The sequence below is a fragment of the Nonomuraea sp. CA-143628 genome (genome assembly GCF_050942315.1).
Lineage (GTDB): Bacteria > Actinomycetota > Actinomycetes > Streptosporangiales > Streptosporangiaceae > Nonomuraea.
Map to the genome: position 1 here is coordinate 710,739 of NZ_CP192072.1, position 25,843 is coordinate 736,581.

At 70.0% G+C, this 25,843-nt stretch carries 23 protein-coding genes; 7 read left to right on the forward strand and 16 right to left on the reverse strand.

The genetic code is table 11. From position 1 onward, the window contains the following. The first annotated feature begins 16 nt into the window (after positions 1-16). Positions 17-823 (forward strand): alpha/beta fold hydrolase, encoded by an 807-nt coding sequence (locus ACQP2T_RS03445; protein ID WP_433514738.1) that lies wholly within the window; start codon positions 17-19, stop codon positions 821-823. A 10-nt stretch (positions 824-833) separates the two neighbouring features. Here the strand turns inward: ACQP2T_RS03445 and ACQP2T_RS03450 are convergent, their stop codons facing one another. The 9 genes from ACQP2T_RS03450 to ACQP2T_RS03490 form a co-directional block, all read right to left on the reverse strand. Beyond that, entirely contained in the window at positions 834-1,454 is a 621-nt protein-coding gene (locus tag ACQP2T_RS03450) for a YoaK family protein (protein WP_433514739.1), read from the reverse strand. A 90-nt stretch (positions 1,455-1,544) separates the two neighbouring features. Next, on the reverse strand, positions 1,545-3,068 hold the full coding sequence (locus ACQP2T_RS03455; RefSeq protein WP_433514740.1) for an RICIN domain-containing protein: 1,524 nt from the start codon (positions 3,066-3,068) through the stop codon (positions 1,545-1,547). A 122-nt stretch (positions 3,069-3,190) separates the two neighbouring features. After that, positions 3,191-3,985, reverse strand: coding sequence for a maleylpyruvate isomerase family mycothiol-dependent enzyme (locus tag ACQP2T_RS03460; RefSeq protein WP_433514741.1), 795 nt, complete (start codon positions 3,983-3,985; stop codon positions 3,191-3,193). Between the two features lie 147 nt (positions 3,986-4,132). Further along, positions 4,133-4,699 (reverse strand): carboxymuconolactone decarboxylase family protein, encoded by a 567-nt coding sequence (locus ACQP2T_RS03465; protein ID WP_433514742.1) that lies wholly within the window; start codon positions 4,697-4,699, stop codon positions 4,133-4,135. A 65-nt stretch (positions 4,700-4,764) separates the two neighbouring features. Then, the gene (locus tag ACQP2T_RS03470) at positions 4,765-5,781 is read right to left on the reverse strand and encodes an ABC transporter ATP-binding protein (protein WP_433514743.1); all 1,017 of its coding nucleotides are present in this window, start codon (positions 5,779-5,781) and stop codon (positions 4,765-4,767) included. After that, positions 5,774-6,778 (reverse strand): ABC transporter ATP-binding protein, encoded by a 1,005-nt coding sequence (locus ACQP2T_RS03475; RefSeq protein WP_433514744.1) that lies wholly within the window; start codon positions 6,776-6,778, stop codon positions 5,774-5,776. Before ACQP2T_RS03475 ends, ACQP2T_RS03470 begins: the two co-directional genes overlap by 8 nt. After that, on the reverse strand, positions 6,775-7,719 hold the full coding sequence (locus ACQP2T_RS03480; RefSeq protein ID WP_433514745.1) for an ABC transporter permease: 945 nt from the start codon (positions 7,717-7,719) through the stop codon (positions 6,775-6,777). The genes ACQP2T_RS03475 and ACQP2T_RS03480 overlap by 4 nt, the downstream gene beginning before the upstream one ends. Further along, positions 7,716-8,642: an ABC transporter permease gene (locus ACQP2T_RS03485; protein WP_358193345.1), complete on the reverse strand. Its 927-nt coding sequence runs from the start codon at positions 8,640-8,642 to the stop codon at positions 7,716-7,718. The genes ACQP2T_RS03480 and ACQP2T_RS03485 overlap by 4 nt, the downstream gene beginning before the upstream one ends. A gap of 11 nt (positions 8,643-8,653) precedes the next feature. Then, on the reverse strand, positions 8,654-10,213 hold the full coding sequence (locus tag ACQP2T_RS03490) for an ABC transporter substrate-binding protein (protein ID WP_433514746.1): 1,560 nt from the start codon (positions 10,211-10,213) through the stop codon (positions 8,654-8,656). A 206-nt stretch (positions 10,214-10,419) separates the two neighbouring features. On the opposite strand from ACQP2T_RS03490, the gene ACQP2T_RS03495 reads away from it, so the two are divergent. After that, positions 10,420-11,205, forward strand: coding sequence for an IclR family transcriptional regulator (locus tag ACQP2T_RS03495; RefSeq protein WP_433514747.1), 786 nt, complete (start codon positions 10,420-10,422; stop codon positions 11,203-11,205). A gap of 8 nt (positions 11,206-11,213) precedes the next feature. Here ACQP2T_RS03495 and ACQP2T_RS03500 read toward each other — a convergent pair whose 3' ends face one another. Together ACQP2T_RS03500 and ACQP2T_RS03505 are read right to left on the reverse strand one after the other, a co-directional pair. Further along, complete coding sequence (locus ACQP2T_RS03500; protein WP_433514748.1) at positions 11,214-13,301, reverse strand: beta-galactosidase; 2,088 nt, start codon at positions 13,299-13,301, stop codon at positions 11,214-11,216. 127 nt (positions 13,302-13,428) lie between these two features. After that, positions 13,429-14,418 carry a LacI family DNA-binding transcriptional regulator gene (locus ACQP2T_RS03505; protein WP_433514749.1) on the reverse strand — a complete coding sequence of 330 codons (990 nt, stop codon included), beginning with the start codon at positions 14,416-14,418 and terminating at the stop codon, positions 13,429-13,431. 410 nt (positions 14,419-14,828) lie between these two features. Between ACQP2T_RS03505 and ACQP2T_RS03510 the strand changes: the two genes are divergently transcribed. Genes ACQP2T_RS03510 through ACQP2T_RS03520 form a run of 3 tightly spaced genes read left to right on the forward strand, consistent with a single transcriptional unit; the run spans position 14,829 to position 18,089 of the window. Next, positions 14,829-15,761, forward strand: a complete 933-nt coding sequence (locus tag ACQP2T_RS03510; protein WP_433514750.1) for a carbohydrate ABC transporter permease — start codon at positions 14,829-14,831, stop codon at positions 15,759-15,761. Continuing rightward, positions 15,758-16,678: a carbohydrate ABC transporter permease gene (locus ACQP2T_RS03515; RefSeq protein WP_433514751.1), complete on the forward strand. Its 921-nt coding sequence runs from the start codon at positions 15,758-15,760 to the stop codon at positions 16,676-16,678. The genes ACQP2T_RS03510 and ACQP2T_RS03515 overlap by 4 nt, the downstream gene beginning before the upstream one ends. A 34-nt stretch (positions 16,679-16,712) precedes the next feature. Continuing rightward, positions 16,713-18,089: an ABC transporter substrate-binding protein gene (locus ACQP2T_RS03520; protein ID WP_433514752.1), complete on the forward strand. Its 1,377-nt coding sequence runs from the start codon at positions 16,713-16,715 to the stop codon at positions 18,087-18,089. A 66-nt stretch (positions 18,090-18,155) separates the two neighbouring features. Here ACQP2T_RS03520 and ACQP2T_RS03525 read toward each other — a convergent pair whose 3' ends face one another. The 3 genes from ACQP2T_RS03525 to ACQP2T_RS03535 all read right to left on the reverse strand — a co-directional run bounded on the left by ACQP2T_RS03525 (position 18,156) and on the right by ACQP2T_RS03535 (position 21,648). Continuing rightward, complete coding sequence (locus ACQP2T_RS03525) at positions 18,156-19,778, reverse strand: ABC transporter permease (RefSeq protein ID WP_433514753.1); 1,623 nt, start codon at positions 19,776-19,778, stop codon at positions 18,156-18,158. Beyond that, positions 19,775-20,668, reverse strand: coding sequence for an ATP-binding cassette domain-containing protein (locus ACQP2T_RS03530; protein WP_433514754.1), 894 nt, complete (start codon positions 20,666-20,668; stop codon positions 19,775-19,777). The genes ACQP2T_RS03525 and ACQP2T_RS03530 overlap by 4 nt, the downstream gene beginning before the upstream one ends. A gap of 152 nt (positions 20,669-20,820) precedes the next feature. After that, the gene (locus ACQP2T_RS03535) at positions 20,821-21,648 is read right to left on the reverse strand and encodes an oxidoreductase (RefSeq protein WP_433514755.1); all 828 of its coding nucleotides are present in this window, start codon (positions 21,646-21,648) and stop codon (positions 20,821-20,823) included. A gap of 216 nt (positions 21,649-21,864) precedes the next feature. Between ACQP2T_RS03535 and ACQP2T_RS03540 the strand changes: the two genes are divergently transcribed. After that, the gene (locus tag ACQP2T_RS03540; RefSeq protein WP_433514756.1) at positions 21,865-22,593 is read left to right on the forward strand and encodes a helix-turn-helix domain-containing protein; all 729 of its coding nucleotides are present in this window, start codon (positions 21,865-21,867) and stop codon (positions 22,591-22,593) included. Here ACQP2T_RS03540 and ACQP2T_RS03545 read toward each other — a convergent pair. After that, a complete protein-coding gene (locus tag ACQP2T_RS03545) occupies positions 22,582-22,899 on the reverse strand; it encodes a sensory rhodopsin transducer (RefSeq protein ID WP_433514757.1) in 318 nt (105 codons plus the stop codon). The two genes, ACQP2T_RS03540 and ACQP2T_RS03545, sit on opposite strands and share 12 nt — an antisense overlap. Before the next feature lie 141 nt (positions 22,900-23,040). On the opposite strand from ACQP2T_RS03545, the gene ACQP2T_RS03550 reads away from it, so the two are divergent. Continuing rightward, positions 23,041-24,462: a hypothetical protein gene (locus ACQP2T_RS03550; protein WP_433514758.1), complete on the forward strand. Its 1,422-nt coding sequence runs from the start codon at positions 23,041-23,043 to the stop codon at positions 24,460-24,462. On the opposite strand, the gene ACQP2T_RS03555 is transcribed toward ACQP2T_RS03550, so the two are convergent. Further along, the gene (locus tag ACQP2T_RS03555) at positions 24,463-25,812 is read right to left on the reverse strand and encodes an ATP-binding protein (RefSeq protein ID WP_433514759.1); all 1,350 of its coding nucleotides are present in this window, start codon (positions 25,810-25,812) and stop codon (positions 24,463-24,465) included. Between the last annotated feature and the right edge of the window lie 31 nt (positions 25,813-25,843).

Sequence of the window (25,843 nt, forward strand, 5' to 3'; positions counted from 1 at the left end):
GACCAGGAGAACTCCAATGCACAACACTCTTGAGGTCCCCGACGCCCGCCTGTATTACGAGGTACGAGGCGAGGGCCCCCTGGTGGTGCTCGTCGGCGCCCCGATGAACGCCGACTCCTTCGCCCCGGCGGCCGAACTGCTGGCCACCGACCACACCGTGCTCACCACCGACCCGCGCGGCATCAACCGCAGCCCCCTCCACGACCCCGGCCAGGACTCGACCCCGCGGCTGCGCGCCGACGACCTGTCCAGGCTCCTGACCCACCTCGACGCCGGCCCGGCCGCGATCTTCGGCTCCAGCGGCGGCGCCGTCACCGCGCTGGCGTTCGCCGAGGCCCACCCCGAGCAGGCCCACACAGTCATCGCGCACGAGGCCCCGGTGGTCGGCCCGCTCGAAGACCGCGAGCAGCTCTACGCCGGGACCGACGACCAGATCGCCACCTACCTCGCGGGTGATGTCATAGGGGCCTGGCGGAAGTTCATGGCTCAGGCCGACATCGTCATGCCGGACGGCGCGATCGAGATGATGTTCGGCGGCGAACGCGACCCGCAGCAGGTCGCGGACGAACGCCGCTGGTTCGCCCACGAGATGCGGGCCACCGTCCACTGGCAGCCCGATTTCGCCGCCCTGCGCGCGGCGAGCACCCGCGTCGTGATCGGCGTCGGCGAGGACTCGGCCGGTCAGATCTGCGACCGCACCTCGATCGCGCTCGCCGCGGCGCTCGGCATCGAGCCGACGATGTTCCCCGGCGGCCACATCGGCTTCGCCGACGACCCGAAGTCCTTCGTCACACGGCTTCGGGCGGTTCTGTCCGAGGGCTGATCGGGCGGCGTCAGCCCGTACCGGTGATCAGAGCGAGGGCCACGGCCAGCAGCGCGATCACCGGAGCCGCCGCGGGGAGCAGGTGCACGCTCACCGTGGCGGCGGCCGCGCCGAGCGCCAGGGCGAGGAGCACGGCCACCAGCTCGGGAACGTACGGCCGCCCGTCCTCGGGAGTGAGGAAGCGGGAGATCGAGCTGGTCAGCGCGCCGGTGATGAACGTCGTCGAGCCGATGAAGGTCCGCAGGCGATGAGTCACCGCGCTCTGGACGCCCATGGCGAGGGCGGCGGTCGCGATCACCGGCAGGTGCGGGCCGGACAGGGCCCAGGCGATGGCCAGCGCGAGCAGCAGGACCAGTTCGGCGGCCAGGGCCAGCCTGATCCGGGTGGCCCAGCCGGTGGCCGAGCCGATGAACCGGAACGCGGCCACCAGCCCACAGGTGAAGGCGATCAGCGCCACCAGCGAGCCCAGGGCCTCGGAGAGGTGGCCGCGGCCGGCTGACACGCCGAGCAGGACCAGGTTGCCGGTCATGTTCGAGGTGAAGACCCGGCCGAGGGCGAGGAAGGTGAAGGCGTCCATGGAGCCCGAGGCCAGCGCCAGGCTCAGGACGGGCAGGCGGTTGGTGGCCGACATCCCCTCATGGTCGGCCGCCCGTGCGGCCCGCTGGGGGAGGCGCGCTGAGCCCAGCTACAGGACGACGGGCTGGGCGCGCGTGGTGGGCGGCTACGGGACGGCGGGGTGAGCGGGCGTGTTGGGTGGGTTCAGCCAGTCGGGGGTGCGCCACTGCTGGACGTTCGCGCGGGTGCACGGACGCAGCGACAGCGAGGCCCCGTCGGGCTCCAGTTGCAGGCACAGGCCGCTGGCGACGTGCTGGACCTCCCAGTAATGCCACCGGTTGTACGCCGAGCGGTAGGTGAAGCGCCAGAGCTGGTCGGCGGAGTCCGAGCAGGGCGCGCGGGACGGGCGCCGCCGGTCAGGTGGGCCGGTGGCGGTCAGGCAGCCGCCCATGCTCGTGATCGCGTACGCGCCCTGGGCGTTCCGCCGGTAGCCGAACGCCTGGTTGACGCCGCCGTGGCAGGTCCACGTGATCAGCTCCGTGGCGCTCGTGGAGCTGGCGTCCAGGCACACGCCGTTCTCCGAACTGGCCAGCGAGCTGCCGAGATCCGGCGGGCGGGTGGCGACCAGCCAGCGCTGGCCGGGCCGGTCGGCCGCGCAGGCCAGCAGGATCAGCGGGGTGCCGGAGTCGGCGGAGCTCTGGTTGGGCTCGGCGCACAGGTTTTCCCTGGGGGAGGCGATAGTGATCGCATGGTCGCCGGTCAGCCGCCAGAGCTGGTCGGCGGAGCCGTCGCAGTCCGCCTCGGTGAGAAAGATCCCTTCGGTGACGCGCCGGGCCTCCGGGGTCAGGCAGCGCTCGCTCACGCGGTTGCGGATCCGGTGGAAGAACGCGCCGTCGTGCTTGGCCGGTTCGAGGTCCCAGCGCTGGGCCTCGGTGGGGACCGTGTTGATGGCCGAGCCGCCCAGTCTGGCGTGCGGGGGAGCGGTCGTGGAGGTGTTGACGACGAGGGGCTTGCCGGGCGCGTACAGGGAGAGGATCAGCACGTTCGAGCGCTTGAGTGAGTCGGGGATGTAGGTGTCGACGTACACCACATAGGCCAGGAAGGCCGCGGCCGCGAACACCACGGACAGCGTCGTGCCGATGACCAGCCTCCTGCGGCGGGCGGGCCGGGGCGGCCCGGGGTCGGCCAGCCTGCGGTAGGACCGCAGCCACTTGTCCACCGTGGCGTCCGGCACGTCGTGCACCAGGAGGAAGGCCCGGATGACCGGCTCGGCGCTCTCGACGTCGTTGAGCCAGCCGGTGCGCTGCTTGGTGACCTTCTCCAGGTCTGTCCGGTCGAAGGCGAGTTCGCGTCTGGCGGCCCGCGCCTTGAGCTCGGCGAGCTTGGGCGCGCGCGCCTCCCAGCGCAGGTCCTTGAGCAGCCGCTTGTACGCGGGCAGGTCGTGCGCGGTGAACGGATCGGTCGCGGTCGCCGCGCGGTTGGCCCAGCGTGACTGCAGGATGCCGCCCAGCGGCGGGAGCGCGGCGGCCAGGCAGGCGAAGACGATCGCGGGCGGGATGTGCGCCGGGTTGAGCTGGGGCTGGCCGTCGGTGGCGAAGTTGACGTAGATGCCGGCCAGCACGGTGAAGACCGCGCTGAGCACGACCACCGCGCCGATCACGAGGGCGAGCTCGCGTGGGGGATTGCGCATCTGCTCCGTCCGACACTGTGTGTCGGCTTATGGTAACGGAACGTACGCCTGTCTATCGGGCGATGGCCGTGCCTCTTAAAAGAGAATCAAAAGCCGGCGAGTAAGCCGGATCAGTAGTCGGGTCAGAAGCCGGGGAAGATCCGCCGCAGGTCGTCCAACGTGAGGCTGTCGCTCGTGAGGGTCACGGCGCTCGGCGTGTGCTCAGGGGAGTGGCGGCCGGTGGTGAGACGCAGCCACCACTCGGCCGGCGCGCTGAGTACGGCGTCGGGCTGAGCCGGCTCGTCGGTGAGGCTGACCGCCTCACCCACAGCGAGCCCGAAGGAGCGCTCGGGCGAGGTGGTCCGGATGGCCACGCCGACCTGGCGTCCCGCGAGCGCGTCGGCCTTGCCGATGAAGTGGATGAGCATGCCCACCTGGTCGAGCAGCAGCTCGGCCGCGGCGGGGGCCAGGGCCGTCGCCGGGTCGAAGGCGACCTCGACGTCCCACGAGTGATGGGCGAGCTCGCTGAGCCGCAGCCCCGCCGCGGTCGCCACGTCCACGGGGACCGGCAGGAAGCCGAGGTCGATCCGCAGCTCCTCGCGCGTCTGCGCGTCGAGGCCCTCGTAGCGGCTGACCAGCGCCTCGTCGGCGGCCAGGAAGCCTTCGGCCCGCTCGACCGGGGACATCGCGTCCCAGCGTGCCCAGACCGACTTGTTGAAGTCCCCGTCAGGACCGGCGGTGCCGCTCAGCGTGGCATCCAGGCGGGCCAGGTTGATCTCGGCGCCGCTGCCCAGGTGGCTGAGCACCTGCGACACGTCCCACTCCGACGCGCCGGACGGCCGGGTGAGGTCGTCGGCCGCGAGGCCGCGGACAAGGGTGGCCAGGTGATCGTGGCCGCTGCGCAGCGCGTCGATGATCTGGTCGGCACGATCGGTCATGTTCGTCTCCAGGGTGGGGACGCGGAGATGTCTACGGTCCGCCGCGTTGCGAATTTTGTTGACGGGTCAAGCATATGTCCCCGCAAGTGCTCTCCGCGGCGGCGAGTGCCTGTCGGCGCCCCCGCGATCCGAAGGCGCCGACGAGCCTCACGCGGACGTGTCCCGGGGCTGGAGGGAGTCGAACACGGTCATTCCCGAGGCCGGGTCGAGGTCGGTCTCCGTCGCCTCCGTCAGGCGTGCCATGGTCATATAGAAGCCGATCGTCAGGATCGCCTCGACGATCTCCCGCTCCGAGAAGTGGCGTCGAGCCTGCGCGAACACGCTCTCCTCGACCCGGACGGCCTCGATCACCTGCTTCCCGAACGCGAGCAGCGCACGGTCCGCGTCATCGAAGGCATTATCGGCGAGGTTCCCCTGCTCGATCGCGTCGATCTGCGCCTGCGGAACGCCGACTCCCAGGGCGATCGGCACGTGTTGCCGCCATTCGTAGGCGCCGCCCTCGATCCGCGCGACGAGCAGGATCAGCAGCTCGCGCCGTCGGTGCCCGAGATCAAGGCTGCTGAGGATGGCCGTGCCCAGCCGCACCTGCGGGAGCACACACGACTCCGCGTGCGCCAGCATGCGGAAGATGTTGAGTTTGACCGGTAGGGCCGCGAGCACTTTGGCCGCGTCCCCGGTCGCGTCGTCAGGATGGATGAGGGTCAATCTCGCCATCGATACCTCCGGCCGTGTCGTCGTGTGACCGAGCCCCTGAGAGTCTCACCCGCGCAATGGCCTCATCAACCGGGTTCCGCGACCTCCTGAAGCGGCAGGTGACACGCGGCCAAGTGCGGCGGGTCGTCACCGTACAGCTCCAGCGGCGGCACCTCCTGGGCGCAGACGTCCTCGGCCTTCCAGCAGCGCGTACGGAACCGGCATCCCGACGGCGGGTCGAGCGGTGAGGGCACCTCGCCCTGCAGCAGGATCCGCTCACGCCGAGTCCCCGGCGTGACGTCGAGGACCGGCGCCGCGGACATGAGCGCGGCGGTGTACGGATGGCGCGGCTGGTCGAACACCTGCTTCGTCGGACCCGTCTCGACGATCTTGCCGAGGTACATGACCGAGACGCGGTCGGCGACGTGGCGGACGACGGACAGGTCATGGGAGATGAACACGTACGACACGCCCAGCCGGGCCTGCAGGTCGGTGAGCAGGTTGAGCACCTGCGCCTGGACCGACAGGTCGAGCGCCGACACGGGCTCGTCGCACACGATGACGTCCGGTTCGAGGGCGAGCGCGCGGGCGATCCCCAGGCGCTGGCGCTGACCGCCGGAGAACTCCTGCGGGTAACGGCGGGCGTCGCTCGCCCGCAGCCCCACCATCTCCAGGAGTTCGGACACCCGCTTCCCGCGCTCCTTCGTCGGCACCAGGTCACGGTGCGTCCGCCACGGCTCGCCGACGATGTCCTCGGCGCACAGCCGGGCGTTCAGTGACGCGAACGGGTCCTGGAACACCATCTGCACCCGGCGCCGCCACTTCAGCAGCTCCTTGCCGCGCAGCGCGAACGGGTCCGTACCCTCGAACCTGACGTGTCCCTGGTCCGGGCGCTCCAGCATGAGCAGCACCCGGGCGAGCGTGGACTTGCCGCAGCCGGACTCCCCGACCAGGCCCAGCGTCTCGCCGCGGGCCAGCCGCAGGTCGACTCCGTCCAGAGCGCGCAGCCGGCTGCTGCCGGAGGCGCCGCGAGCGACGTGGAAGGTCTTGCTCACCCCTGCCACGTCCAGCAGGGGCGCCTCCATAGCGGATGTGTCAGTCATCGGTCAGCTCCTTCCAGTGATGACACGCGGACAGGCGACCGGGTCCGGCCTCGACGAGGACGGGACGCTCCGCCGCGCACACGTCGCTCGCCATCGAACAGCGCGCGCGGAAGGCGCAGCCCGAGGGCACCGAGTGCAGGTCGGGCGGGCTGCCCGGGATGGACTTCAGGGTGACGCCGCGCGCCACCTCGGCCGGCACCGAGTCGAGCAGCCCGCGCGTGTACGGGTGGCGCGGCCGGGCGAACACGTCCGCCACCCGGCCGGTCTCGACGATGTTCCCCGCGTACATGACGGCCACGTGGTCGGCCTGCTCGGCTACCACCGCGAGGTCGTGGGTGATCAGGATCAGCGCCGTCTGCTGCTCGGTGCGCAGCTCGCGCAGCAGCTCCATGATCTGGGCCTGCACGGTGACGTCGAGGGCGGTGGTGGGTTCGTCGGCGAGCAGCACCTTGGGGTGCAGGGCCATCGCCAGCGCGATGAGCAGCCGCTGGCGCATGCCGCCGGAGAACTGGTGCGGGTAGGCGCTTACCCGGGCACCGGCCTCGGGGATGCCGACCCGTTCCATCAGCTCGACGGCCCGCTCGCGCGCCGCGCGGCGCGAAAGACGCTCGTGGATCCTGAACGGCTCGGCCAGCTGGGCGCCGACCGTCTGGACGGGGTTCAGCGCGGTGAGCGCGTCCTGGAACACGATGGACAGGCCGGGCCCGGCCAGCCGCCTGCGCTGCGCCGGCGACAGGGTGAGGATGTCCGTGCCGTCCAGGCGTACGGCGCCGCCGGCCACGTGCGCCACCGGGTCGAGCAGGCCGACGATGGCCTGCGCCGTCATGCTCTTGCCGCAGCCGGACTCGCCCAGGAGCGCCAGGGTCTCACCGGAGCGGACGGAGAAGCTGACCTCGCGTACGGCGCGTACCGTCCCGGAAGGGGTACGGATGTCGACCGCCAGCCGATCCACCTCCAGCACCGGGCGGCCGGACTCTGCGCCATTCGGCTCGCTCACGCGCGCACCTCCGTGTTCTCGGGGCGGGAGTTCTTGCGGCGGGAGCGGGGCAGGGTGAGCCGCCACCGCTGGCCGGGGTCCATGGCCAGGCGCGCCCAGGACGCGAGGACGGTCGCCGAGACGGTCGTCACCACGATGGCGACGCCGGGGAAGACGGCGATCCACCAGGCGCTCTGAAGTACCTGCCGCCCTTGGGCGACCATCAGGCCCCAGCTCATGTCCGGCGGCTGGATGCCGATGCCCAGGAAGCTCAGCGACGATTCGGTCAGCATCACGAAACAGAAGTCCAGGGTCGCGACGGTGAACAGGGTGGGCAGCACGGTCGGCGCCACATGCCTGCCGATGATCGCCCAGCTCTTGGTGCCGAACGTCCGCGCCGCGTCCACGAACAGCCGGCTCTGCAGCTCGGCCGACTCCGCCCGCGCGGCCCGCAGGTAGACCGGGATGCGGGCGATGGCCAGGACCAGGACGATGTTCCCGGCGCTGGGGGAGAAGACGTACAGGACGACCACGGCCAGCAGCAGCGAGGGGAAGCTGAGGATGACGTCGGCCACGCGCATGGAGACGTTCTCCCGCCAGCCTCGGTGGTAGCCCGCCCACATGCCCCAGACCGACCCGACGACCAGGGAGATCACCACGGCCGGGATGGCGACGGAGAGCGTCGTACGGCTGGCCACGATGAGCCGGGCGAGCAGGCTGCGGCCGAGCGAGTCGCTGCCGAGCACGAACGCGAAGCCGTCGTCGAGGCTGAACGGTGGCCGGTTGACCGCCCGCAGGTTCTGCTTCACGGCCAGGTCGCCGAGCAGGATCGGCCCCACGACGGCGCCGGCGACCACGATGACCAGGATCACCACCGCCAGGCAGGCGAACCGGTCCCGCAGCAGCAGCCGCCACCAGGTGATCCGCCGAGCGGCGGGAGGAGCCTCCACGAGGCTGGTCATGCCGTCACCCCCTGACGGACTCGGGAGTCCAGGAGCGCGTAACAGGCGTCGATGACGATGTTCAGCGCGAAGATGGTGATCGCGGTCACCAGGACCGCGGCCTGCAGCACCGCGAAGTCGCGCTGCAGGATCGAGGTGATCATCAGCTTGCCGATGCCCGGCCAGCCGAAGATGGTCTCGACGACCACGGCCCCGTTGACCAGCCCGACCGCCAGGTCACCGGCCACGGTGAGCGCGGGTGGCGCGGCGTTGCGCAGCGCGTGGCCGAAGACCACCCGCAGCTCGCTCGCGCCCTTGCTCCGGGCCACCTTGATGTACGGCGCCGACAGCGCCGTGACCATCGCCCCGCGCACCACCTGCACCAGCACGCCGAACGGCCGGATCAGCAGGGTGAGCACCGGCAGCACCCACGCCGCCGCGCCCTCGGTGCCCGAGGTGGGCAGCCAGCCGAGCGCCACGGAGAAGACCAGGACGCCCATGATGGCGAACCAGAAATCCGGCATGCTGGCCGCGGTCGTCGAGGTGAAACTGGCGACCCGGTCGGCCAGGGAGTTGGGGCGGTAGGCCGCCCAGCTCCCGACGACGACCGCGCCGAGGATCGCCAGGATCATCGTGGCGCCCGCCAGCTGCAGCGTCGCGGGGAACGCCCGCAGCACCGCGTTGGCGGCGGGTTCGGCGGTCCGCAGCGACTCACCGAAGTCCAGCCGGACGACCTGGGCCAGGTAGTCACCGAACTGGACGAGCAGCGGCTGGTCGAACCCGTGCCGGGCGGCGAACTCCGCCCGCATCTCAGCGGTGGCGCTGAGCGGCAGGTAGAGGTTCGCCGGGTCGCCGGTCAGGCGGGCCAGATAGAACACGCCGAGAACCACCACGACCAGCGGTATCGCACTGGAGGTGACGCGACGCCGCAGGAAGGTCAGCACACCTGCTCCTTTCAGCCGGCCGGGTGCAGCTCGGCGAGGCGCATCTCGTCGTTCGTGGCGGCGTTGGGCTTGTACGTGACCTTCTTCGACAGGGCGAGGATGCCGGTCATGTGCGCCAGGACGGCGTCGCGTACGACGTCCTTGTTCTGGAACTCCAATGCCTTGGCGAACGCCGTCTGGCGCTCCTCGCCCGAGGCCTGCTCACCGGCGCTGATGAGGTCGTCCAGCTCGGGGGTGCCGAAGCTGCTCTGCGCGCCCTTGGTGCCGTAGATCTGGCCCATGGTGAAGGCCGCGTCACCGGCCTGGTTGCCGTGCTGGGCCTGAAGCAGGGTGGGGCCGGCGTCCTTGGGGAAGGGGCGCAGCAGGTACTCCAGCCAGGCGTTCACGTCGAGCATCTGGATCTTCACCGAGAGCCCGGCCTCGGTGAGCGAGTTCTGCACGACCTCCATCGCCTCGGCGGCCTTGGGGTAGATCCCGTTCCGGCCGATGATCGTGATGGGGGTGTTCGTGGCGACGCCGGCCGCCTTGGCGTCCGCGATCAGCTTCTTGGCCTGCGCCATGTCGTACGGCCAGGGCTGGATGGCCGAGCTGTGACCGGTCACGCCTTCAGGGACGAGCTGGCCCGCCGGCTTGCCGAGCCCGGCGAAGACCGAGGCGACGAGCCCGTCCTTGTCGATGGCGTAGTTGATCGCCTGGCGCACGCGAAGGTCGTTGAGCGGCGGCTTGGCGGCGTCGATGCGCAGGTAGGAGGTCTCGTTGTTGGGGAACTGCACGGCCGAGTCGCCGGCGCCGTCCTCGGGGGCGAGCCCGACGGCGACATCCGCCTCGTCGCTCTTGATCATGGCCGCGCGGATGCTGCCCTCACCACGCCAGACGTACTCGGCCGCGGCGAAGTCCGGCGCCTTGCCCCAGTATCCGGCGAACCGCTCCAGGCGCAGGCTGCGGCCGGCGTCCCACTTGGCGATCTTGTACGGGCCGGTGCCGACGGGCTCCCGGACCTTGCCGGTGGCGTTCGTGGTGGTCGGCACGATCTCGACGAAGGACAACCGCAGCGGGAGGATCGGGTCCGGCTTGGCCGTCTTCACCTTGAGGGTCACGTCGTCCGCGGCCGTCACGGTGAGCTTGATGCCGCCGAAGACGTACCCGTTGACGTTGCAGTCGACCTTGGAGCCGAGCGTGCGCTCGATGGAGAAGGCGGCCGCCTTGGCGTCGAACGCGGTGCCGTCGTGGAACTTCACGCCCTTGCGCAGCGTGAAGGTCCACTCGGTGGGCGAGTCCTGCTTCCACTCCGTGGCCAGCGCCGGCTGGAGCTGTCCGGAGCTCGGGTCGCGCTCCGTCAGAGCCTCGGTGATGTTGGCCCGGGTGACGCGTCCGGTCGCGGTGAGGGAGGCGTCGCACGGCTCCAGCGTGGGCGGCTCCTCGGGCAGCACGATGCGGACGGTGCTCGCCGCCGCGCCGCCGGCCGACGGCTCGGGGCCGCTGTTCGCGACCGAGCAGGCGCCGGCTGACAGCAGGGTGCCCAGCGCCAAGAAGGCAGAGGCCGCCTGACGGCGGCGGGGGGTGATGATCATGTTTCCTCCGAAATCGCCTGCTCGTCCCCGTCCCCCGAGTCCGTGAATGGCATGACGGGGAGGGCGAGCAAGCCGGACAGGGAAGCGGCGGCTCGCGTGACAGCGGGGGGCATCAACAGCGACCTCTTGTCTACATATGGAGACAGTGGCTATATTTGTAGCCGAGACATTAAGTGGGTGTTTCGCCACACGTCAAGAGGTGATCGATGACGCAATCCGCCCCGGACTCGTTACCTCAATCCGCCGAGGCCGGGGGAGGCGTGCGCAGCGTCAAATCGGCCGAGCGGACCATCGCGGTGCTCGAACACCTCAGCTTCGCCCCGAAGGCGTGCTCACTGCGCGAGCTGGCCACCACGCTGGGCCTGCCGCGGGCCAGCGGTTACGCGCTGCTCACCACGCTGGTGAGCACGGGCTGGGTGGAGACCGATGGTGGCGGCCGCTACCGGCTCGGCATCCGCGCGCTGCGGGCCGGGATGTCGTACATCGAGCGGGACGACCTCGTCCAGCGGGCCCGTCCGGTGATGAACGAGCTCAACGACGAGCTCGGCGAGACCGTCCACCTGGCACGTCTGGACGGCGTGGAGATCGTGTACCTGGCCACCAACATCTCCAAGCACTCCCTGGCCGTCGTCACCCGCCCCGGCCGGCGCCTGCCGTGCTGGGCCACCGGCCTCGGCAAGGCGATCCTCGCCGGGCGTCCCTGGGCGGAGGTCGACGAACTCCTGCCGGAGACCCTGGAGCCCCGCACCGTCCACACCTTCACCGACCGGGCGGCACTGCGCGCCGAACTTGAGGAGATCCGGCGCCGTGGCCACGCCGTCGACGAGCAGGAATCGACCCTCGGACTGCGCTGCTTCGCCGTCCCCCTGGACTTCGGCCTCGTCACCAACGAGGCGCTCAGCTGCTCCGTCCCCCTCGTCCGCCTCGATCCCGACCGCGAGGAGGCGATCGTGGCCGCGCTGCTCCGGGCTCGGGCCCGAATCATGCGCTGAAGAGCGGCCTAATCCACCGCACGGAGCACGGCGACGCCCGAAGGCGGCAGTGCGACGGTGCCGACGCTCTCGTCCGACGGGTCCAGGGCGTTGGTCCACTCGCCGCCCAGGGCGATGTCGTGCTTGTCGCCGGTGTGGTTCAGCAGGATCAGGAAGCGGCGCCCGGCTCCCGCGCGGACGCTCGCCTGGACCCCGGCAGGCAGGCCCTCGACGACCGGGGTCACCCCCGCTTCGGCGAGCGCCCGGCCGAGGACCGCCCGCATGGTGGCCGCGTCGAGCCGGGTCGACAGGTAGCGGGCGATCCCCGCGCCGAACTCGTGCCTGGTCACGGCCGGGCGACCAGCCCAGTCGGCGGAGTCGAAGACGAGCTCGGGCTCGGCGCCTGCCAAATGCAGGTCCTCCCGCCACAGGTCGGCGACCCCTTCGAGGTGCGCGAGCACCCCGTGGCCGCGTACGGGGAACCTCTCGTGCTCGGCCGCCGGGCAGAACTCCTCGACCCGGACCCCGAGGACCTCGCGCAGCGGGGCGGGGTAGCCGCCCAGGTGGACCCGGTCATGCTCGTCCACGATCCCGCTGAAGAAGGAGACGGCCAGCGCGCCGCCGCCGGACACGTACGACGAGACGCGCCGCGCGTCCTCCCTCGACAGGAGGTACAGGTTCGGCACGACGACGAGCGCGTAGCCGGTCAGCTCGGCCGAGGGCGGCACCACGTCCACGCCGACCCCGAGGTCGAACAGCGGGCCGTAATGGTCCAGCAGGCGCTCCTCCTGCCGTACGCCGTCCGAGGGGTGGGAGTCGAGTTCGAGCGCCCACCAGCTGTTCCAGTCGAGCAGGATCGCCACCTGGTTGCGGACCCGCGTGCCGGGCAGGTCGGGCACCGAGGCCAGCTCCCGGCCGAGCGCCGCGATCTCACGGAAGACCCTGCTGTCGGCCCCCGCGTGCGGCACCATGCCCGAGTGGAACTTCTCGGCGCCGCCACGTGACTGCCGCCACTGGAAGTACAGGATCGCGTCGGCGCCCTGCGCGACGGCCTGCCAGCTCCACAGCCTCATCTGGCCGGGCTGCTTGATCGCGTTCCTGCCCCGCCAGTTGACCGCGCTCGGCGCCTGCTCCATCAGGATCCACGGCTGCCCGCCCCCGGCGCCGCGCATCGTGTCGTACACCAGGCCAGGGGCCAGGTGCGGCCGCTCGTCGTGGGGGTCGGGGTAGGAGTCGACCGCCACGACGTCCAGCCGCGGCGCCCAGTCGAAGACGTCCACGGCCTTCAGGCCGCCCAGGAAGTTCGTGGTGATCGGCACCTCGGGGGTGATCCGCCGCAGGATGCCCGCCTCCAGGTCGAAGCAGTCGCGCAGCGCCTCGTTGCTGAAGCGCAGGTAGTCGAGCTGCTGGGCCGGATTGGGGTACGTCGGAGCCGCGCGGGGTGGCTGGACGTGGTCGAAGGAGGCGTACCGCTGCGACCAGAAGTCCGTCGACCAGGCGTCGTTCAGCGCCTCCAGATCGTCGCCGTAGCGCTCGCGCAGCCAGCGGCGGAAGTCGGCCGCCGACACCTCGCAGTAGCAGGCGGCGATGTGGCAGCCGTACTCGTTGCCGACGTGCCACAGCCCGAGTGCCGGATGGTCGCGGTAGTGCGTGGCCAGCCGCTCCACCAGGAGCGCCGCCCGTTCCCGGTAGACCGGGCCGGAGGGACAGAAGTGCTGCCGCCCGCCGGGGCCCAGCACGGTCCCGTCCGCGGTGACCGGCAGGATCTCCGGGTGCTCGTGGACGAGCCAGGGCGGCGGGGACGCCGTCATGGTGGCGAGGTCGGCGGTGATCCCGTGCGCGTGCAGGTCATCCAGGACCTGGTCGAACAGGGAGAAGTCGTACGCCCCGCGTGCGGGCTCCACGCGTGCCCAGCCGAACACCCCGACGGTGACGAGGTTGACCCGGGCCTCGGCCATGAGGCGCAGGTCCTCCGCCCTGGTCTCGGCCGGCCACTGCTCGGGGTTGTAGTCGCCGCCGAAGGCCACGCCGCCGAGCCGGCGCCAGAACCGGTCGCCCGGGGACAGGGCGCCGGTGGTCCCGGAGCCCGGCCTGACATCGTGAGGTACGGCGTTCATCGTCGGCGCGACGGCCTCGGCGGGCGAGGGCCGCCGCTCCTCCTTTCTTCGGCGGGGCGTGCTGCGGCTGGTGGGACGTTTCTTCGGCGGGGATGCTCTTCGGTGGGGCGTGCTGCGGTCAGTCGGATCAGGCGGTCGGCGGCGGTGCGCCGGTGCTCTCCCTGACGATCAGCTGAGGGGGGACGAAAGCGGTGGCGGGAGGAGCCGTGCCGGTCTCGATCTGGTCGATCATGAGCGACACGATCCGCTCGGCCACCACGTCGAAGTCCTGCCGGACGGTGGTGAGCGAGGGGGAGAGGTAGGCCGACTCCTCGATGTCGTCGAAACCGACGATGCTCACGTCCTCAGGGATGCGACGTCCCGCCTGGATCATCGCGCGCATCACGCCGAGGGCCATCTGGTCATTGGCGGCGAAGACGGCCGTCACGCCGGGTCGCCGGGCCAGGACGCGGCCGGCCTCGTAGCCGCTGGCCGCGCTCCAGTCGCCGAACAGCATCTGGGGAACCGCCGCGTCCGCTTCCTTGAGCGTCGCGTGCCAGGACTCCGCCCGGCGCCGCGCGGCATAGGAGTCCTCGGGCCCGGCGACGTGCCAGACCGTCTCGTGACCGAGGCCGAGCAGGTGACGGGTGACGAGCCGGGCGCCGAGTGCCTGGTCGGTGTCGACCATCGGGTGGCGGAGGCTGACGTCGCCGTCGGCCATCACGACCGGCACGTCCGGCGGCAGGCGCAGCGCCGGGGTGTCGAGGATCTGCGCCTCGATGACCACGATGCCGTCGACGGCCTGCACCGTCAGCTGGTCGAACGCCTCGTGCACGGCCCGCTCGGTCTGCGACTCGACGGCGATCATGTTGACGGTGTATCCGGCGCGCTGCGCCGCCTTGGTGACGGCGTCGACCGTCCGGGCGTTGCCGAAGCTGCCGAGCCCGAAGCTGATCAGGCCCAGAGTGCGGAACTGGCCGGTGACCAGGGCGCGGGCGGCGGTGTTGGGCCGGTATCCGAGGACCCGCATGGCCGACAGGACGCGCTGGCGGGTCTCTTCCTCGACATTGCTGCGGTTGTTGACCACCCGGGAAACCGTCTGGCTGGAGACTCCGGCCATCGCGGCGACGTCGGCCATGGACGGCCGCCTGGGCGAGCGCCGTCCCGCCGCGGTTTTCTGGGTCGCCCCGTCCACTGCCACCTCTGGTCATCCGATGGGCTTGCTGTCGTGCAAACTCTCGCACGATGTTTACGTGAACATGACCCATCCGTCAATGGGGAGCTGCTCTAGCCGACAAACAGTGACAAATAGTGATAAATCAGGCATTGGCGTTAACTTTGGGTTACCTATTGACATGTTCTGGCGGCGAATGGAGACTACGGGACATCTTCGCCATGTTTACGTAAACACGGAGCGCCGCGATCGCAGCGCCGAGCGCTCCACGGTGGCGCAGGTAATGGGGCGGTCCATGGATCGCCATGCCCCGACAAGGAGAGTTCAGTGCCAGTCTTCGTGGCAGCGCGAACATCCCACGGCAGGAGTACGGGATGACCGCGCCCGCCGGTCTTGCCGGGCCGGTGACCGCGCCCGGCGGTCTCGCCCGGCCGGTCCTGCGTCTGCGCGTCGCCGGTTACGCCTTCTTCCTGCCGTTCTTCGTGGTCTTCCTGGTCGCGGTGGTCGCGCCGCTGGCGTACGCGATCTATCTCAGCTTCTTCCAGGAACGCATGATCGGCGGCACGGTCTTCGCCGGTGTGGCCAACTACACCCGGGCCATCGGCGACGCGCTGTTCGGCGCCGGCCTGCTTCGCGTCGCGCTCTTTCTGGTCGTGCAGGTGCCCGTCATGCTGCTCATCGCCCTGGGCTGCGCGCTGGCCATCGACAGCGGCCGGCTGCGCTGGCCGTCGTTGTTCCGCATCACGATCTTCATGCCGTACGCGGTGCCGGCCGTGGTGTCGGCCCTCATGTGGGGCTACATGTACGGAGACCAGTTCGGCCTGGTGGGCCAGATCGGCAACGCCCTCGGCGTCGCGGTCCCCGACCTGCTCTCGCGCTCCTGGATGCTCTCCTCCATCGGCAACATGGTGACCTGGGAGTTCGTCGGCTACAACATGATCATCCTGTACGCCGCGCTGCGGTCCGTACCGACCGAGCTCTATGAGGCGGCCGAGATGGACGGAGCGGGCGCCATCCGCATCGCCTGGAGCATCAAGCTGCCCGCCCTGCGCCCCGCGCTGCTCGTGGCGACGATCTTCTCGATCATCGGCAGCTTCCAGCTCTTCAACGAGCCGAACATCCTCCAGAAGCTCGCACCCGCGGTGATCGGGACGAGCTACACGCCCAACATGTACGCCTACAACCTCGCCTTCAACGGCCAGCAGATCAACTACTCGGCCACCGTCGCCGTGCTGCTCGGCGTCGTCACCATCGTCGTGGCGTACGCGGTGCAGATCATCACGGCGAGAAGGGAGAAGACGCTGTGACGGCAGTCGCCGAGGCGAACCGCACCACGGGCGGGCACGCCGCGCACCGCTCCACCAAGGCGCGGCGCCGGGGGAAGAGTCCCGCCCTCACGGTGATCATGCTGGTGATGTTCGCGTACGCGGTGCTGCCACTGTTCTGGCTGCTGGCCAACGCCAGCAAGAACGGCGGGGACCTGTTCTCGACCTTCGGCCTCTGGTTCGGCGGGGACTTCCACCTGTTCGCCAACATCGGCGAGACCCTGAGCTACAACCACGGCATCTTCGTCCGCTGGTTCGGCAACACCGTGCTCTACTCCGTGGTGGGCGCGGGCGGTGCCGCCCTGCTGGCCACCCTCGGCGGGTACGCGCTGGCGAAGTACGAGTTCCCGGGCCGCAAGCTGCTGTTCGCGGTGGTGCTGGGCGGCATCTCGATTCCTGGCACGGCCCTGGCGGTGCCGACGTACCTGTTGTTCAGCCGGGTCGGGATCGTCGACACCCCGTGGGCGGTGCTCATCCCGGCGCTGTGCAGCCCATTCGGCCTCTACTTGATGCGGGTCTACGCGGCCGACGCGGTGCCCGACTCGATCCTGGAGTCGGCCCGCATCGACGGGGCGGGCGAGTTCAGGATCTTCCGTACCATCGCGCTGCGGCTGCTCGCTCCGGGCTTCGTCACGGTCCTGCTCTTCGCGCTGGTCGCGACGTGGAACAACTACTTCCTGCCGCTGATCGTGCTGAACTCGCCGGACTGGTTCCCGCTCACGGTCGGCCTCAACCAGTGGAACGCCCAGGCCAACAGCGGCACCTCCGGTGCCGGTGACGCCACCTACACGCTCATCCTGACCGGCAGCCTGCTGTCGATCGTGCCGTTGATCATCGCTTTCCTGGGGCTCCAGCGGTTCTGGCAGTCGGGCCTCGCCACCGGAAGCGTCAAGCAGTGATTCCCGACAAAATCCCCGTGGATAAGGAAACGCCATGAAAACCCTTCCATCACGGCGCGGTGTCATTCCCGCCGGGATCGCCGCGGCCCTGTCTCTGGCCCTCGCCGCGTGCGGCGGCGGCTCCGGTGGGAGTGCCGCCGCCCCGTCCGCCGCCGCCCCCAGTGCGACGGCGGCCGTGCAGGACGCGCTGTCCAAGCCCGCCGAGCTGACCTTCTGGACGTGGGTCACGGGGATCGAGAAGACCGTCGCCCGCTTCACCACGAAATATCCGAACATCAAGGTCAATGTGGTGAACGCTGGTCAGTCCGCCGACCAGTACACCAAGCTGCAGACCGCGATCAAGGCCGGCTCCGGCGCGCCCGACGTGGCGCAGATCGAGTATTTCGCGCTGCCGCAGTTCGCCCTCGCCAAGCAGGTCGTCAACCTGGCCGACTACGGCGCGGCGTCGCTGAAGGACAAGTTCGCCGACTCGGCGTGGGGCCAGGTGGCGATCAACGGCGGCGTCTACGGCGTCCCGCAGGACACCGGCCCCATGGCGATGTTCTACCGCAAGGACATCTTCGACAAGCTGAAGATCAAGCCGCCGGCCACCTGGGCGGAGTTCGTCGACGCGGCCAAGAAGATCAAGGCCGCCGACTCCGGCTCGTTCATCACCTCGATCGACCCCGGTGACGCCGGCGGGGTGGACAGCCTGATCTGGCAGGCGGGCGGCGCGCCGTTCAAGACCACGGGCGAGACCTCGGTCAGCGTCAAGCTCGACTCCGACCCGGGCGTCAAGCAGTGGGCCGGCACGATGAGCACCCTGCTCGGCGAGAAGCTGGTCGACCCGCAGCCCGGCTGGACCGACGAGTGGTGGAAGGGCATGGGTTCCGGCAAGTACGCCGTCTGGCTGACCGGCGCCTGGGCGCCGAACGGCATCATCAACTCCATCCCCAAGACGAAGGGCAAGTGGGCGGTCGCCCCGATGCCGCAGTACGACGCGGCCAAGCCGATGAACGCCGAGAACGGCGGCTCCTCGGTGGCGGTCATCCCGCAGAGCAAGAACATCCCGGCCGCCGTCGCCTTCGCTCAGTGGCTCAACTCCGACCCGGAGGCCGTCAAGTCGCTGAACACCGAGGCCGGCCTGTTCCCCGCCACGAAGGTGCTGCTCGACGACCCCGCCTTCCGTGACGCGCCGCAGGAGTTCTTCGGCGGCCAGAAGATCAACCAGGTCCTGAGCGACGCCTCGGCCGCCGTCCGCCCCGACTGGCAGTACCTCCCGTTCCAGGTGTACGCCAACAGCATCTTCAAGGACACCGTGGGCCAGGCCATCGACAGCGGCGGTGACCTGTCCGCCGCGCTGAAGACCTGGCAGGACCGCATCTCCTCCTTCGGCACCGAGCAGGGCTTCACCCTCACCAACGGCGGCTGACCCCAGCACGACCACGACCGGCGGCCCGGTGGAACGCACTCCACCGGGCCGTCAACGCTGACACCCTTAGCCCGAGGCGAGATCGCGGCGGCGCAGGCCGTACAGGCCGAGGATCGCGAGCACCGCGGCGAGCACGGTCAGCACCACCGTGGCCACCGGGGCGAAGGACCCCAGCGGATGCCAGGGCAGGTGGGACAGCACCGACGTGTTCACCAGCCACCCCGGCAGGTTCATGTAGGACCCCAGTACCTGCATGAACCCGCTGTAGACGAGCACCGCCCAGGCCGCGTTCACGGCCCGTGGGGCGAGCCCGAGCAGCGCGGCGGGCACGGCGAGCAGCACCAGCACCTCGGGGGCGCGGATGAGGCTCGCCCAGGCGACCTCTCCCACGAGGCCGGCCTCGCCGGTCGACAGGGCGGCGCCGATGCCGAGCGCGGTGCCGTATACCACGGGCAGAACGACCACGGCGAGCGCGGTGACCAGCAGGGACGACCAGTACCACGTCGATCTGCCGGTCGGCCCGGCCAGCACGGGACCGATACGCCCGCGCACCTCCTCCACCCGGAGCCGGACCACCGACAGGACCGCGAACACGCCGGTGTAGAGGGACCCGGTGAACACCATGAGGCTGATCCAGGCCCGCCCGAAGTCCGCACCGGAGAAGATGGGGAGATCGGTGGTCTCCATTCCCCCGGTCATGGCGCCCAGGACGAGGCCGACGGCGAGGAACGCGACTCCCCACGCGAGGATGGCCGCCTGCTGGAGCCGCAGCGCGAGCGTGAACGGCGAGCGCAGCCACGCGGGCGCCGACGCCTGGCCGGGACGCGGGGCCAGCAAGGAGGCACCGAGATCCCTGTGGCTCGCCAGCGAGTAGGCGCCCGCGACCAGCAGCGCGGCGAGAAGAACCGAGAGGCCGAGCGGCCACCAGCGCTCCTCGCCCAGCACCCGGGCCTGCTGGGACCAGCCGATCGGCGACAGCCAGAACAGCGGACCGCCCTCCGGGCTCTGCAGCGCCCCCGCGCCGCGCAGCAGCCACGCCGTGAAGAGCACGATGCCCGCCAGCCCGTTGGCGCCTCGGGGATGCTCGGTGACCTGGGCGGTGACCGCGGTGACCCCGGCGAACAGCAGCCCGGTCGCGGCGAGCGAGGCGCCGAACAGCAGGGCGCTGCCGGCGGGGAACCCGATGCCGATCGTCGCGGCGGTGGTGAGGACCGCGAGCGCGGCATTGCTGATCACGGCGACGACCAGCGCCGCGGTGAGCTGGGCGTGCCGGCCCACGACGGCCGCCCGGATGAGCTCGGCCCGGCCCGTCTGCTCCTCCGTCCGGGTGTGCCGGGTCATGAGCATCATGTTCATGATCGCGGCGGCCAGCAGGAACTCGACCCAGTAGGCGGCGAGGAAGTAGCTCTGCGTGGTGACCTCGCCGAACAGGGGCCCGCCGAGCACCCTCATGAACGAGACGCGGATCATCTGCGACGCTTCGGCCAGGGCCTCGGGCGTCGGGACGACCGCGCTGACGGCGGCGTAGTAGAAGCGTGGGACGAGGGCCGTGATGGCGATCAGCCAGATGGTGAGCTTGATCCGGTCGCGGCGCAGCGCCAGCCGTACCATCGCGCCGGTGCCGGTCAGGTGGCTGCTCGCCGCGCTCGATCCGGTGCGGCCGCGCGCGTGCGTTACCGTGGTGGTCATGCCGCCTCCTTGTGCGCGTAGTGCCGGAGCATGAGCTCTTCGAGCGTCGGTGGGTGGCTGACCAGCGAGTCGATGCCGAATGTGGTGAGGTGCCGGATGGCGGCGTCGAGGTGCTCGGCGTCCACGCCGAACCGCACGCTCCTGCCCTCGGTCTTCACGTTGTGGACCCCGGGCAGCCGGTCGAGGCCGGTCACGCCGGCGGCGGTCTCGGCCACGACCGTGGTCCGGGTCAGGTGCCGCATCTGCGTCAGCGTCCCCGACTCCACCGCCTTTCCGTCGCGGATGATGGTGATCCGGTCGGCGAGGGTTTCGACCTGGGCCAGGATGTGACTGGACAGCAGGATGGTCCGGCCGGCGGCCTTGGCCTCGGCGACGACCTGCTGGAAGACCGCCTCCATCAGCGGGTCCAGCCCGCTCGTGGGCTCGTCGAGGATCAGCAGCTCCACGTCGGCGGCGAGGGCGGCGACGAGGGCGACCTTCTGGCGGTTGCCCTTGGAGTAGGTCCGGGTCTTCTTCTTCGGATCGAGCTCGAACCGCTCGATCAACCCGTTCCGGCGCTCGTTGTCGAGCCCGCCACGCAGCCGGCCGAGCACGTCGATGGCCTCGCCTCCGGTGAGGTTGGGCCACAGCTCCACATCTCCCGGCACGTACGCCAGCCGCCGGTGTAACGCGACAGCGTCGGCCCAGGGGTCACCGCCCAGCAGCCTGGCACTGCCGGAGGTGGCTCGGATCAGGCCCAGCAGGATGCGGATGGTGGTGCTCTTTCCCGCCCCGTTCGGGCCGAGAAAGCCATGCACTTCTCCGGTGCCCACGGTGAGGTCCAGCCCGTCGAGGGCCCGTGTCGGCCCGTAGGCCTTGACGAGCCCGGAAATGGCGATAGCGGAATCCATGAGGTTTCTCCGATGGCGGATCTTGTTGAGTACGGGTGTCAGGCGAGCCGGCCGGTGGTCTGCGCGTCGGCGGGTGTCAGGCGAGCCGGCCGGTGGTCTGCGCGTCGGCGGGTGTCAGCCGAGCCGGCCGGTGGTCTGCGCGTCGGCGGATGTCAGCCGAGCCGGCCGGTCACCGTCGCGTCGAATTCGCGGTCGGAGAGGGACCTGTTGAGGTTGAGAAGTGCCTCGGCCTGCCAGCCCACGACGTAGCGGGTCTCCGGCCGGTCCGACTCCACGGCCTCCCGGATCGTCGTCGCGACGACGCCGGGGTCGGTGGCCTGGTCGTTCTGATGGCCCACCGGCGCTTCGGCGGCACGTGCCATGGCCTCGGCCATCTCCCGGTAGGCGCCGGCCCCGGAGATCTCCCGCAGCTGCCGAGCGGTCCCGGCCTCGAAGTCGGTCTTGATGATGCCCGGCTGGACGACCACGACGTCGATGCCGAACTGTCCGACCTCCATGCGCAGGGTGTCGGAGAAGGCCTCTAGGGCGTGCTTGGAGGCGTAGTACCAGGCACCGAGCGGAAGGGCGATCTCGCCGCCGATCGAGGAGACGTTGACGATCGTGCCCGAGCCCCGGGCCCGCATGTGTGGGAGGACGAGCTGGGTCAGCCGGGCCGGCCCGAACACGTTGACCTCGAACTCGTCTCGCGCCATCACCATAGGCGTGTCCTCGACCGCGCCGTGGACGACGGCTCCCGCGTTGTTGACCAGGACGTCGATCCGCTCGTGCGCGTCCAGGACGGTACGGACGACCCGCTGGAGGTCTTCTTCCTTGGTCACGTCCATCGGCAGGGCGTGACCGCCCGCTTCGCGGATCGCCTCCATCTGGCCCACTCGGCGCGCCCCACCGTACACGACGTGACCGCCGCGCAGGAGTTCGAGTGCGGTGGCGTGGCCGATGCCGGATGAGGCGCCGGTTACGAGGCATATCTTGGCAGCCATTGTCGGTCCCCTCCACGTGAACGGTCATCGTTCACATATGAGGAAAGCTACGGATGCGTTCGCGGATTCGGCAAGTTAAGAATGTCATTCTCGCAGGTCAGAAGGGCACAATTGGCGAAACGACAGTGCTGGCAAATGCAACAACTCCGTGCTGCGTGTCGCAATCAATAAGGGCCCGGACGCATACTTGGGCGGGCGCGACAAGCGGGAGGGCGCATGCCAGGAGGCCACCTCACGTACGAGGACCGTCGCAAGATCGCTGAGGGGCTGGTAGAAGGACTCACCTATGCGGAGATCGCCCGTCGCCTGGGACGACCGAGGTCGACCATCGGCCGCGAGATCGCCCGCAACGGAGGCCCGCACGGCTACCGTGCGGCTCGGGCCCAGCAGGCGACCGGACGGCGGGCCCACCGCCGGCCGCACTCGCCGCTGAGCACACCGGCCACCGCGGAGATCAGCGGGCGTGACCCTCAGGCCGTACAGGAATTCGAGCGGAAACTCGCCGGCGCGATGTCAGGGATCCCGCCGATGGCGGCCAAGGTGATGGTCTGCCTGTTCACCAGCGACAGCGGCGACATGACCGTCGTCGACCTGGTGGAGCGGCTCCGGGTCAGCCCCGCGTCGATCTCCAAGGGGATCGGCTGGCTTGAGCAGGTGGGGCTGGTCAAACGCGAGCGTGACAACCGGCGGGACCGGTACAGCATCGACGTCGACGTCTGGTATCGGGCCTGGTTGGTGGGCATCCGGTCGATGACGCTGTGGGCCGACACCGTCCAGGAGGGCGTCGACGTTCTCGGCGTCCAGACCCCGGCCGGCTCCCGGCTCCTGATGGCAAGCCGGTTCTTCCAGGTCCTCAGCAACGACATGACCCAGGCGGCCGAACATTACCGGCAGATCTTCTCCGGCGCCGGGGACGTCAGTGCCGAACCACCGTCAGGCCGCTGATCGGCGTCGGTCAGGTACGCCGGGATGGGTGAGTTGCACGATCACCGGCATGTCCGAGACGACCGCCACCGCGTAGGGAGTGCTGGGGGACAGGGCATCGGAAACCGCCAGGTCCTCCAGGCTCAGGTCGCTGGTGCGCTGCGCGGGCACCGTCGCGCGGTACGGGCCGAGCGGCTCCTCGCCCGTCGCGCAGAACGTGAGCTCGACGTGGGCGTTCTTGGGGCTGACGTTGAACAGGCAGAGCCGGTCGCCCCGAACGCAGCCGTCGGTGATCGCCATCTTCCAGTTTCCCACCAATGTGCTCATTCGCGACTCCTGTCCTCTCCTGCGACATTCGTCCGCCTACCCCGACAAGAGCGGATATATCGGATTAAGAGCCGGTGAATGAGTCCAGCGAGCGTCCGCGAGCGTATTGTCGGGGATCATCGGCGGTGTGAAGATCGGGGAATGGCCCCTTCAAAAGCCGTTCTCTCCGCGCTCGCCGTCGCCACTTCCGCCTTGCTGATCAGCGGAAACGCCGAGGCGGCCGCGGATGTGCCGTTACCCTCGGCGATCTTCCGCGCCACGCACAACAGCTACTCCGGAAACGTCAGCGGCGCCAAGAACTCGATCGCCTACCAACTCGACCACGGCATTCGCTTCCTCGAACTCGACATCCACGACAACGGTTACGCCACCTCACGCGACTACTCCGTCGGCCACGACTCTCCCGGCAACCAGGTCGACCACACGGGAAATCCCGCCTCGAACCTCCTGCGCGACTGGCTCGGCGTGATCAACACCTGGTCCGCGCAGCATCCCACCGCCGCACCGATCGTCGTCGCGCTCGACATCAAGGACGATCTGACCGACAACACCTCGTACGCCGCCGGCAACCTGGCCGCGCTCAACCAGGAGCTCACCTCCGTCTTCGGCTCGCGGCTGTTCTGGGCCAAGGACTACCCGGCGAGCCCGCCGTCGGTGGACGCGCTGCGCGGCCGGGTGCTCCCCGTGATCTCCGGTGACGGCACGACCCGCGCCCAGTACAAACGCGACGTCGGCTACCACCCGGCCGTCGCGATCAACGGCCGCGGCCAGGTCGTCGAGGTGCACGACTCGGGCGCGGGCGCGCTCTGGTATTGGAGCGGCACGTACGGCGCCGACGGCCGCGTGACCTGGTTACGCCACGGCAAGTACGACAACGGCGTCACCCCGTCCGTCGCGCTGAACGACAACGGCGACCTGGTCGAGGTCCACCAGTCCCAGACCGCGACCACCCTCTGGTACCGCGTCGGCCGCCTCGGCGCCGACGGCGAGATCACCTGGTCGGCCAGCCACCAGTACGACAACGGCGTCCTGCCGACGGTCAGGTTCACCGACGCGGCGGGCACCCAGCTGCGCGAGATCCACCGCAGCCAGAGCAACAGCCAGAACTGGGACTGGGACGGCGTGCTCAACGCCTCCACCGCGACGGTCTCCTGGAGCGGCAACGCCAAGACCTCCGACGCCCGCTACGACGCGACCACCTCGACCAGCGGCTCGTCGCGCGTGCACGTGTGGACCGGCGCCGACGGCCCGACCCCGGCCCAGACCCTGCGCCTGGACACCGACAGGGTCGCCGGCGAGCGCATCCGCTACCAGCAGACCGCCTTCGACGAGTTCCAGAAGGGCGACAGCGCGGAGCTCCAGCAGGGCGCGCTGTTCTACGCGGCGACCGCCGGTGAGCCCTCGTTCATCACCGCGGCCCGGCAGGCGGGACGGCTCGTACGCGGCTGGGACTTCGACTCCGAAGACGACGCCACCGACCCACTGGCCAACTATCCGGCGTCCAACCACCCGTACGACACCTGGTACCAGGGCCTCCTCACCCGCTCGGGCGCCGTCGAGTAGTCAGGCGGTATTGGCCCGCGCGGCCTCACACGGCGTTCGGCGAAGCAGGGCCGAGATGTGGTCGCGCACCAGATCATGGAAGCGGTACCGGCAGGGTGCGGGCTCTTGCAGGAGGTGGACGTCCAGCAGCTGGTCCAGCTGCCGCCTCGCCCGCACCACTGTCGTGTGCTGCACGGCCGCGGCCTCGTCGACGCCGAACTCGGTGCCGGCCTGCGACCCCAGCACTCGGTACACGCGTCGCTGATCCTCCGTGAGCCGCTGATAGGACAGATCCAGGGCGGCGGTGACGCTGTGGCGCCCGGTCGTCAGCTCGGACAGCCGGTCGTCGGTCAACCGGTCGAGCAGATGCCGCACGCTCCACGTCGGACGTGCCCGTAGCCGGACGGCGGCGATGCGGATGGCGAGCGGGAGCCGCCCACACCGCTCCACGGTCTCCGTCAGCACGCCCGCCGGCGCGTCCGCGACATGCTCCCGCCCGACCATGCGGGTGAACAGGGCGACCGCCTCCTCCAGCGGCAGGACGTCCAACGACAAGGTTCGCGTGTCGTCCAGGCCGATCAGCCGGCGGCGGCTGGTGACGATCAGCAGGCAGCCCGGTCCGGCGGGCAGCAGCGGGCGGACCTGGTCCTCGTCGGCGGCGTTGTCCAGCACGATCAGGACTTCGCGGTCGGCCACGACACTGCGATACAGCGCCGCGCGATCATCGATATGCCCAGGTATGCGGTCATCGGGGATGCCAAGCGCGCGGAGCATGCGGGCGAGCGCGTCACGCGGATCGACGGGTGTCATTTCCCGGGTATGGCCGTGGAGGTTCACGAACAGCTGGCCGTTGGGAAAGCGAGAGCTGAGCAGGTGGGCGGCATGAACGGCCAGCGCCGTCTTTCCGACTCCGGCCATGCCGTCAATGGCGATGACCGTCGCCGTGTTCGCATTCTGATAATCCGACAAAGCCGTCAATTCATGCTTTCGGCCAACAAACGCCGCAATATCGGCCGGTAGTTGCCGTGGAACGGTCACCGGTGCTGGGCAGGTCTCTTCCGGATCAACGCGTTCAGGGGAAGCCGACGGGCCGCGAGCGACGACGGCCAGCATCGCGCGCTCCTCGCTGTCCAGCTCCAACGCCTCCGCCAGCAGCAGGATCGAGGTGATGCGCGGCTGCTGGAGCACGTTGTGCTCCAGCCGGCGGACGGTCCGGACGTTGAGGCCGGTGCGTTGGGCCAGCTGCTCCTGGGTCAGCAGCGCCCGCCCCCGCCATCGGCGCAGCAGCGCCCCCAAAGACAACTCGGCCTCGGGACACCGTATGACTTCCGTCGGTAGGGAAGTGGTCAACCGAACGTGATTGCCGTTCATCGATTTGTGCTCCAATCCAGGGAGCCGCCCC

What these genes read in the sequence shown, in the direction of transcription:
- ACQP2T_RS03445 (WP_433514738.1), top strand. Translation starts at nt 17, where the DNA reads ATGCACAACACTCTTGAGGTCCCCGACGCCCGCCTGTATTACGAGGTA.
- ACQP2T_RS03450 (WP_433514739.1), bottom strand. Translation starts at nt 1,454, where the DNA reads ATGTCGGCCACCAACCGCCTGCCCGTCCTGAGCCTGGCGCTGGCCTCG.
- ACQP2T_RS03455 (WP_433514740.1), bottom strand. Translation starts at nt 3,068, where the DNA reads ATGCGCAATCCCCCACGCGAGCTCGCCCTCGTGATCGGCGCGGTGGTC.
- ACQP2T_RS03460 (WP_433514741.1), bottom strand. Translation starts at nt 3,985, where the DNA reads ATGACCGATCGTGCCGACCAGATCATCGACGCGCTGCGCAGCGGCCAC.
- ACQP2T_RS03465 (WP_433514742.1), bottom strand. Translation starts at nt 4,699, where the DNA reads ATGGCGAGATTGACCCTCATCCATCCTGACGACGCGACCGGGGACGCG.
- ACQP2T_RS03470 (WP_433514743.1), bottom strand. Translation starts at nt 5,781, where the DNA reads ATGACTGACACATCCGCTATGGAGGCGCCCCTGCTGGACGTGGCAGGG.
- ACQP2T_RS03480 (WP_433514745.1), bottom strand. Translation starts at nt 7,719, where the DNA reads ATGACCAGCCTCGTGGAGGCTCCTCCCGCCGCTCGGCGGATCACCTGG.
- ACQP2T_RS03490 (WP_433514746.1), bottom strand. Translation starts at nt 10,213, where the DNA reads ATGATCATCACCCCCCGCCGCCGTCAGGCGGCCTCTGCCTTCTTGGCG.
- ACQP2T_RS03495 (WP_433514747.1), top strand. Translation starts at nt 10,420, where the DNA reads ATGACGCAATCCGCCCCGGACTCGTTACCTCAATCCGCCGAGGCCGGG.
- ACQP2T_RS03500 (WP_433514748.1), bottom strand. Translation starts at nt 13,301, where the DNA reads ATGAACGCCGTACCTCACGATGTCAGGCCGGGCTCCGGGACCACCGGC.
- ACQP2T_RS03505 (WP_433514749.1), bottom strand. Translation starts at nt 14,418, where the DNA reads ATGGCCGACGTCGCCGCGATGGCCGGAGTCTCCAGCCAGACGGTTTCC.
- ACQP2T_RS03510 (WP_433514750.1), top strand. Translation starts at nt 14,829, where the DNA reads ATGACCGCGCCCGCCGGTCTTGCCGGGCCGGTGACCGCGCCCGGCGGT.
- ACQP2T_RS03520 (WP_433514752.1), top strand. Translation starts at nt 16,713, where the DNA reads ATGAAAACCCTTCCATCACGGCGCGGTGTCATTCCCGCCGGGATCGCC.
- ACQP2T_RS03525 (WP_433514753.1), bottom strand. Translation starts at nt 19,778, where the DNA reads ATGACCACCACGGTAACGCACGCGCGCGGCCGCACCGGATCGAGCGCG.
- ACQP2T_RS03530 (WP_433514754.1), bottom strand. Translation starts at nt 20,668, where the DNA reads ATGGATTCCGCTATCGCCATTTCCGGGCTCGTCAAGGCCTACGGGCCG.
- ACQP2T_RS03535 (WP_433514755.1), bottom strand. Translation starts at nt 21,648, where the DNA reads ATGGCTGCCAAGATATGCCTCGTAACCGGCGCCTCATCCGGCATCGGC.
- ACQP2T_RS03540 (WP_433514756.1), top strand. Translation starts at nt 21,865, where the DNA reads ATGCCAGGAGGCCACCTCACGTACGAGGACCGTCGCAAGATCGCTGAG.
- ACQP2T_RS03545 (WP_433514757.1), bottom strand. Translation starts at nt 22,899, where the DNA reads ATGAGCACATTGGTGGGAAACTGGAAGATGGCGATCACCGACGGCTGC.
- ACQP2T_RS03550 (WP_433514758.1), top strand. Translation starts at nt 23,041, where the DNA reads ATGGCCCCTTCAAAAGCCGTTCTCTCCGCGCTCGCCGTCGCCACTTCC.
- ACQP2T_RS03555 (WP_433514759.1), bottom strand. Translation starts at nt 25,812, where the DNA reads ATGAACGGCAATCACGTTCGGTTGACCACTTCCCTACCGACGGAAGTC.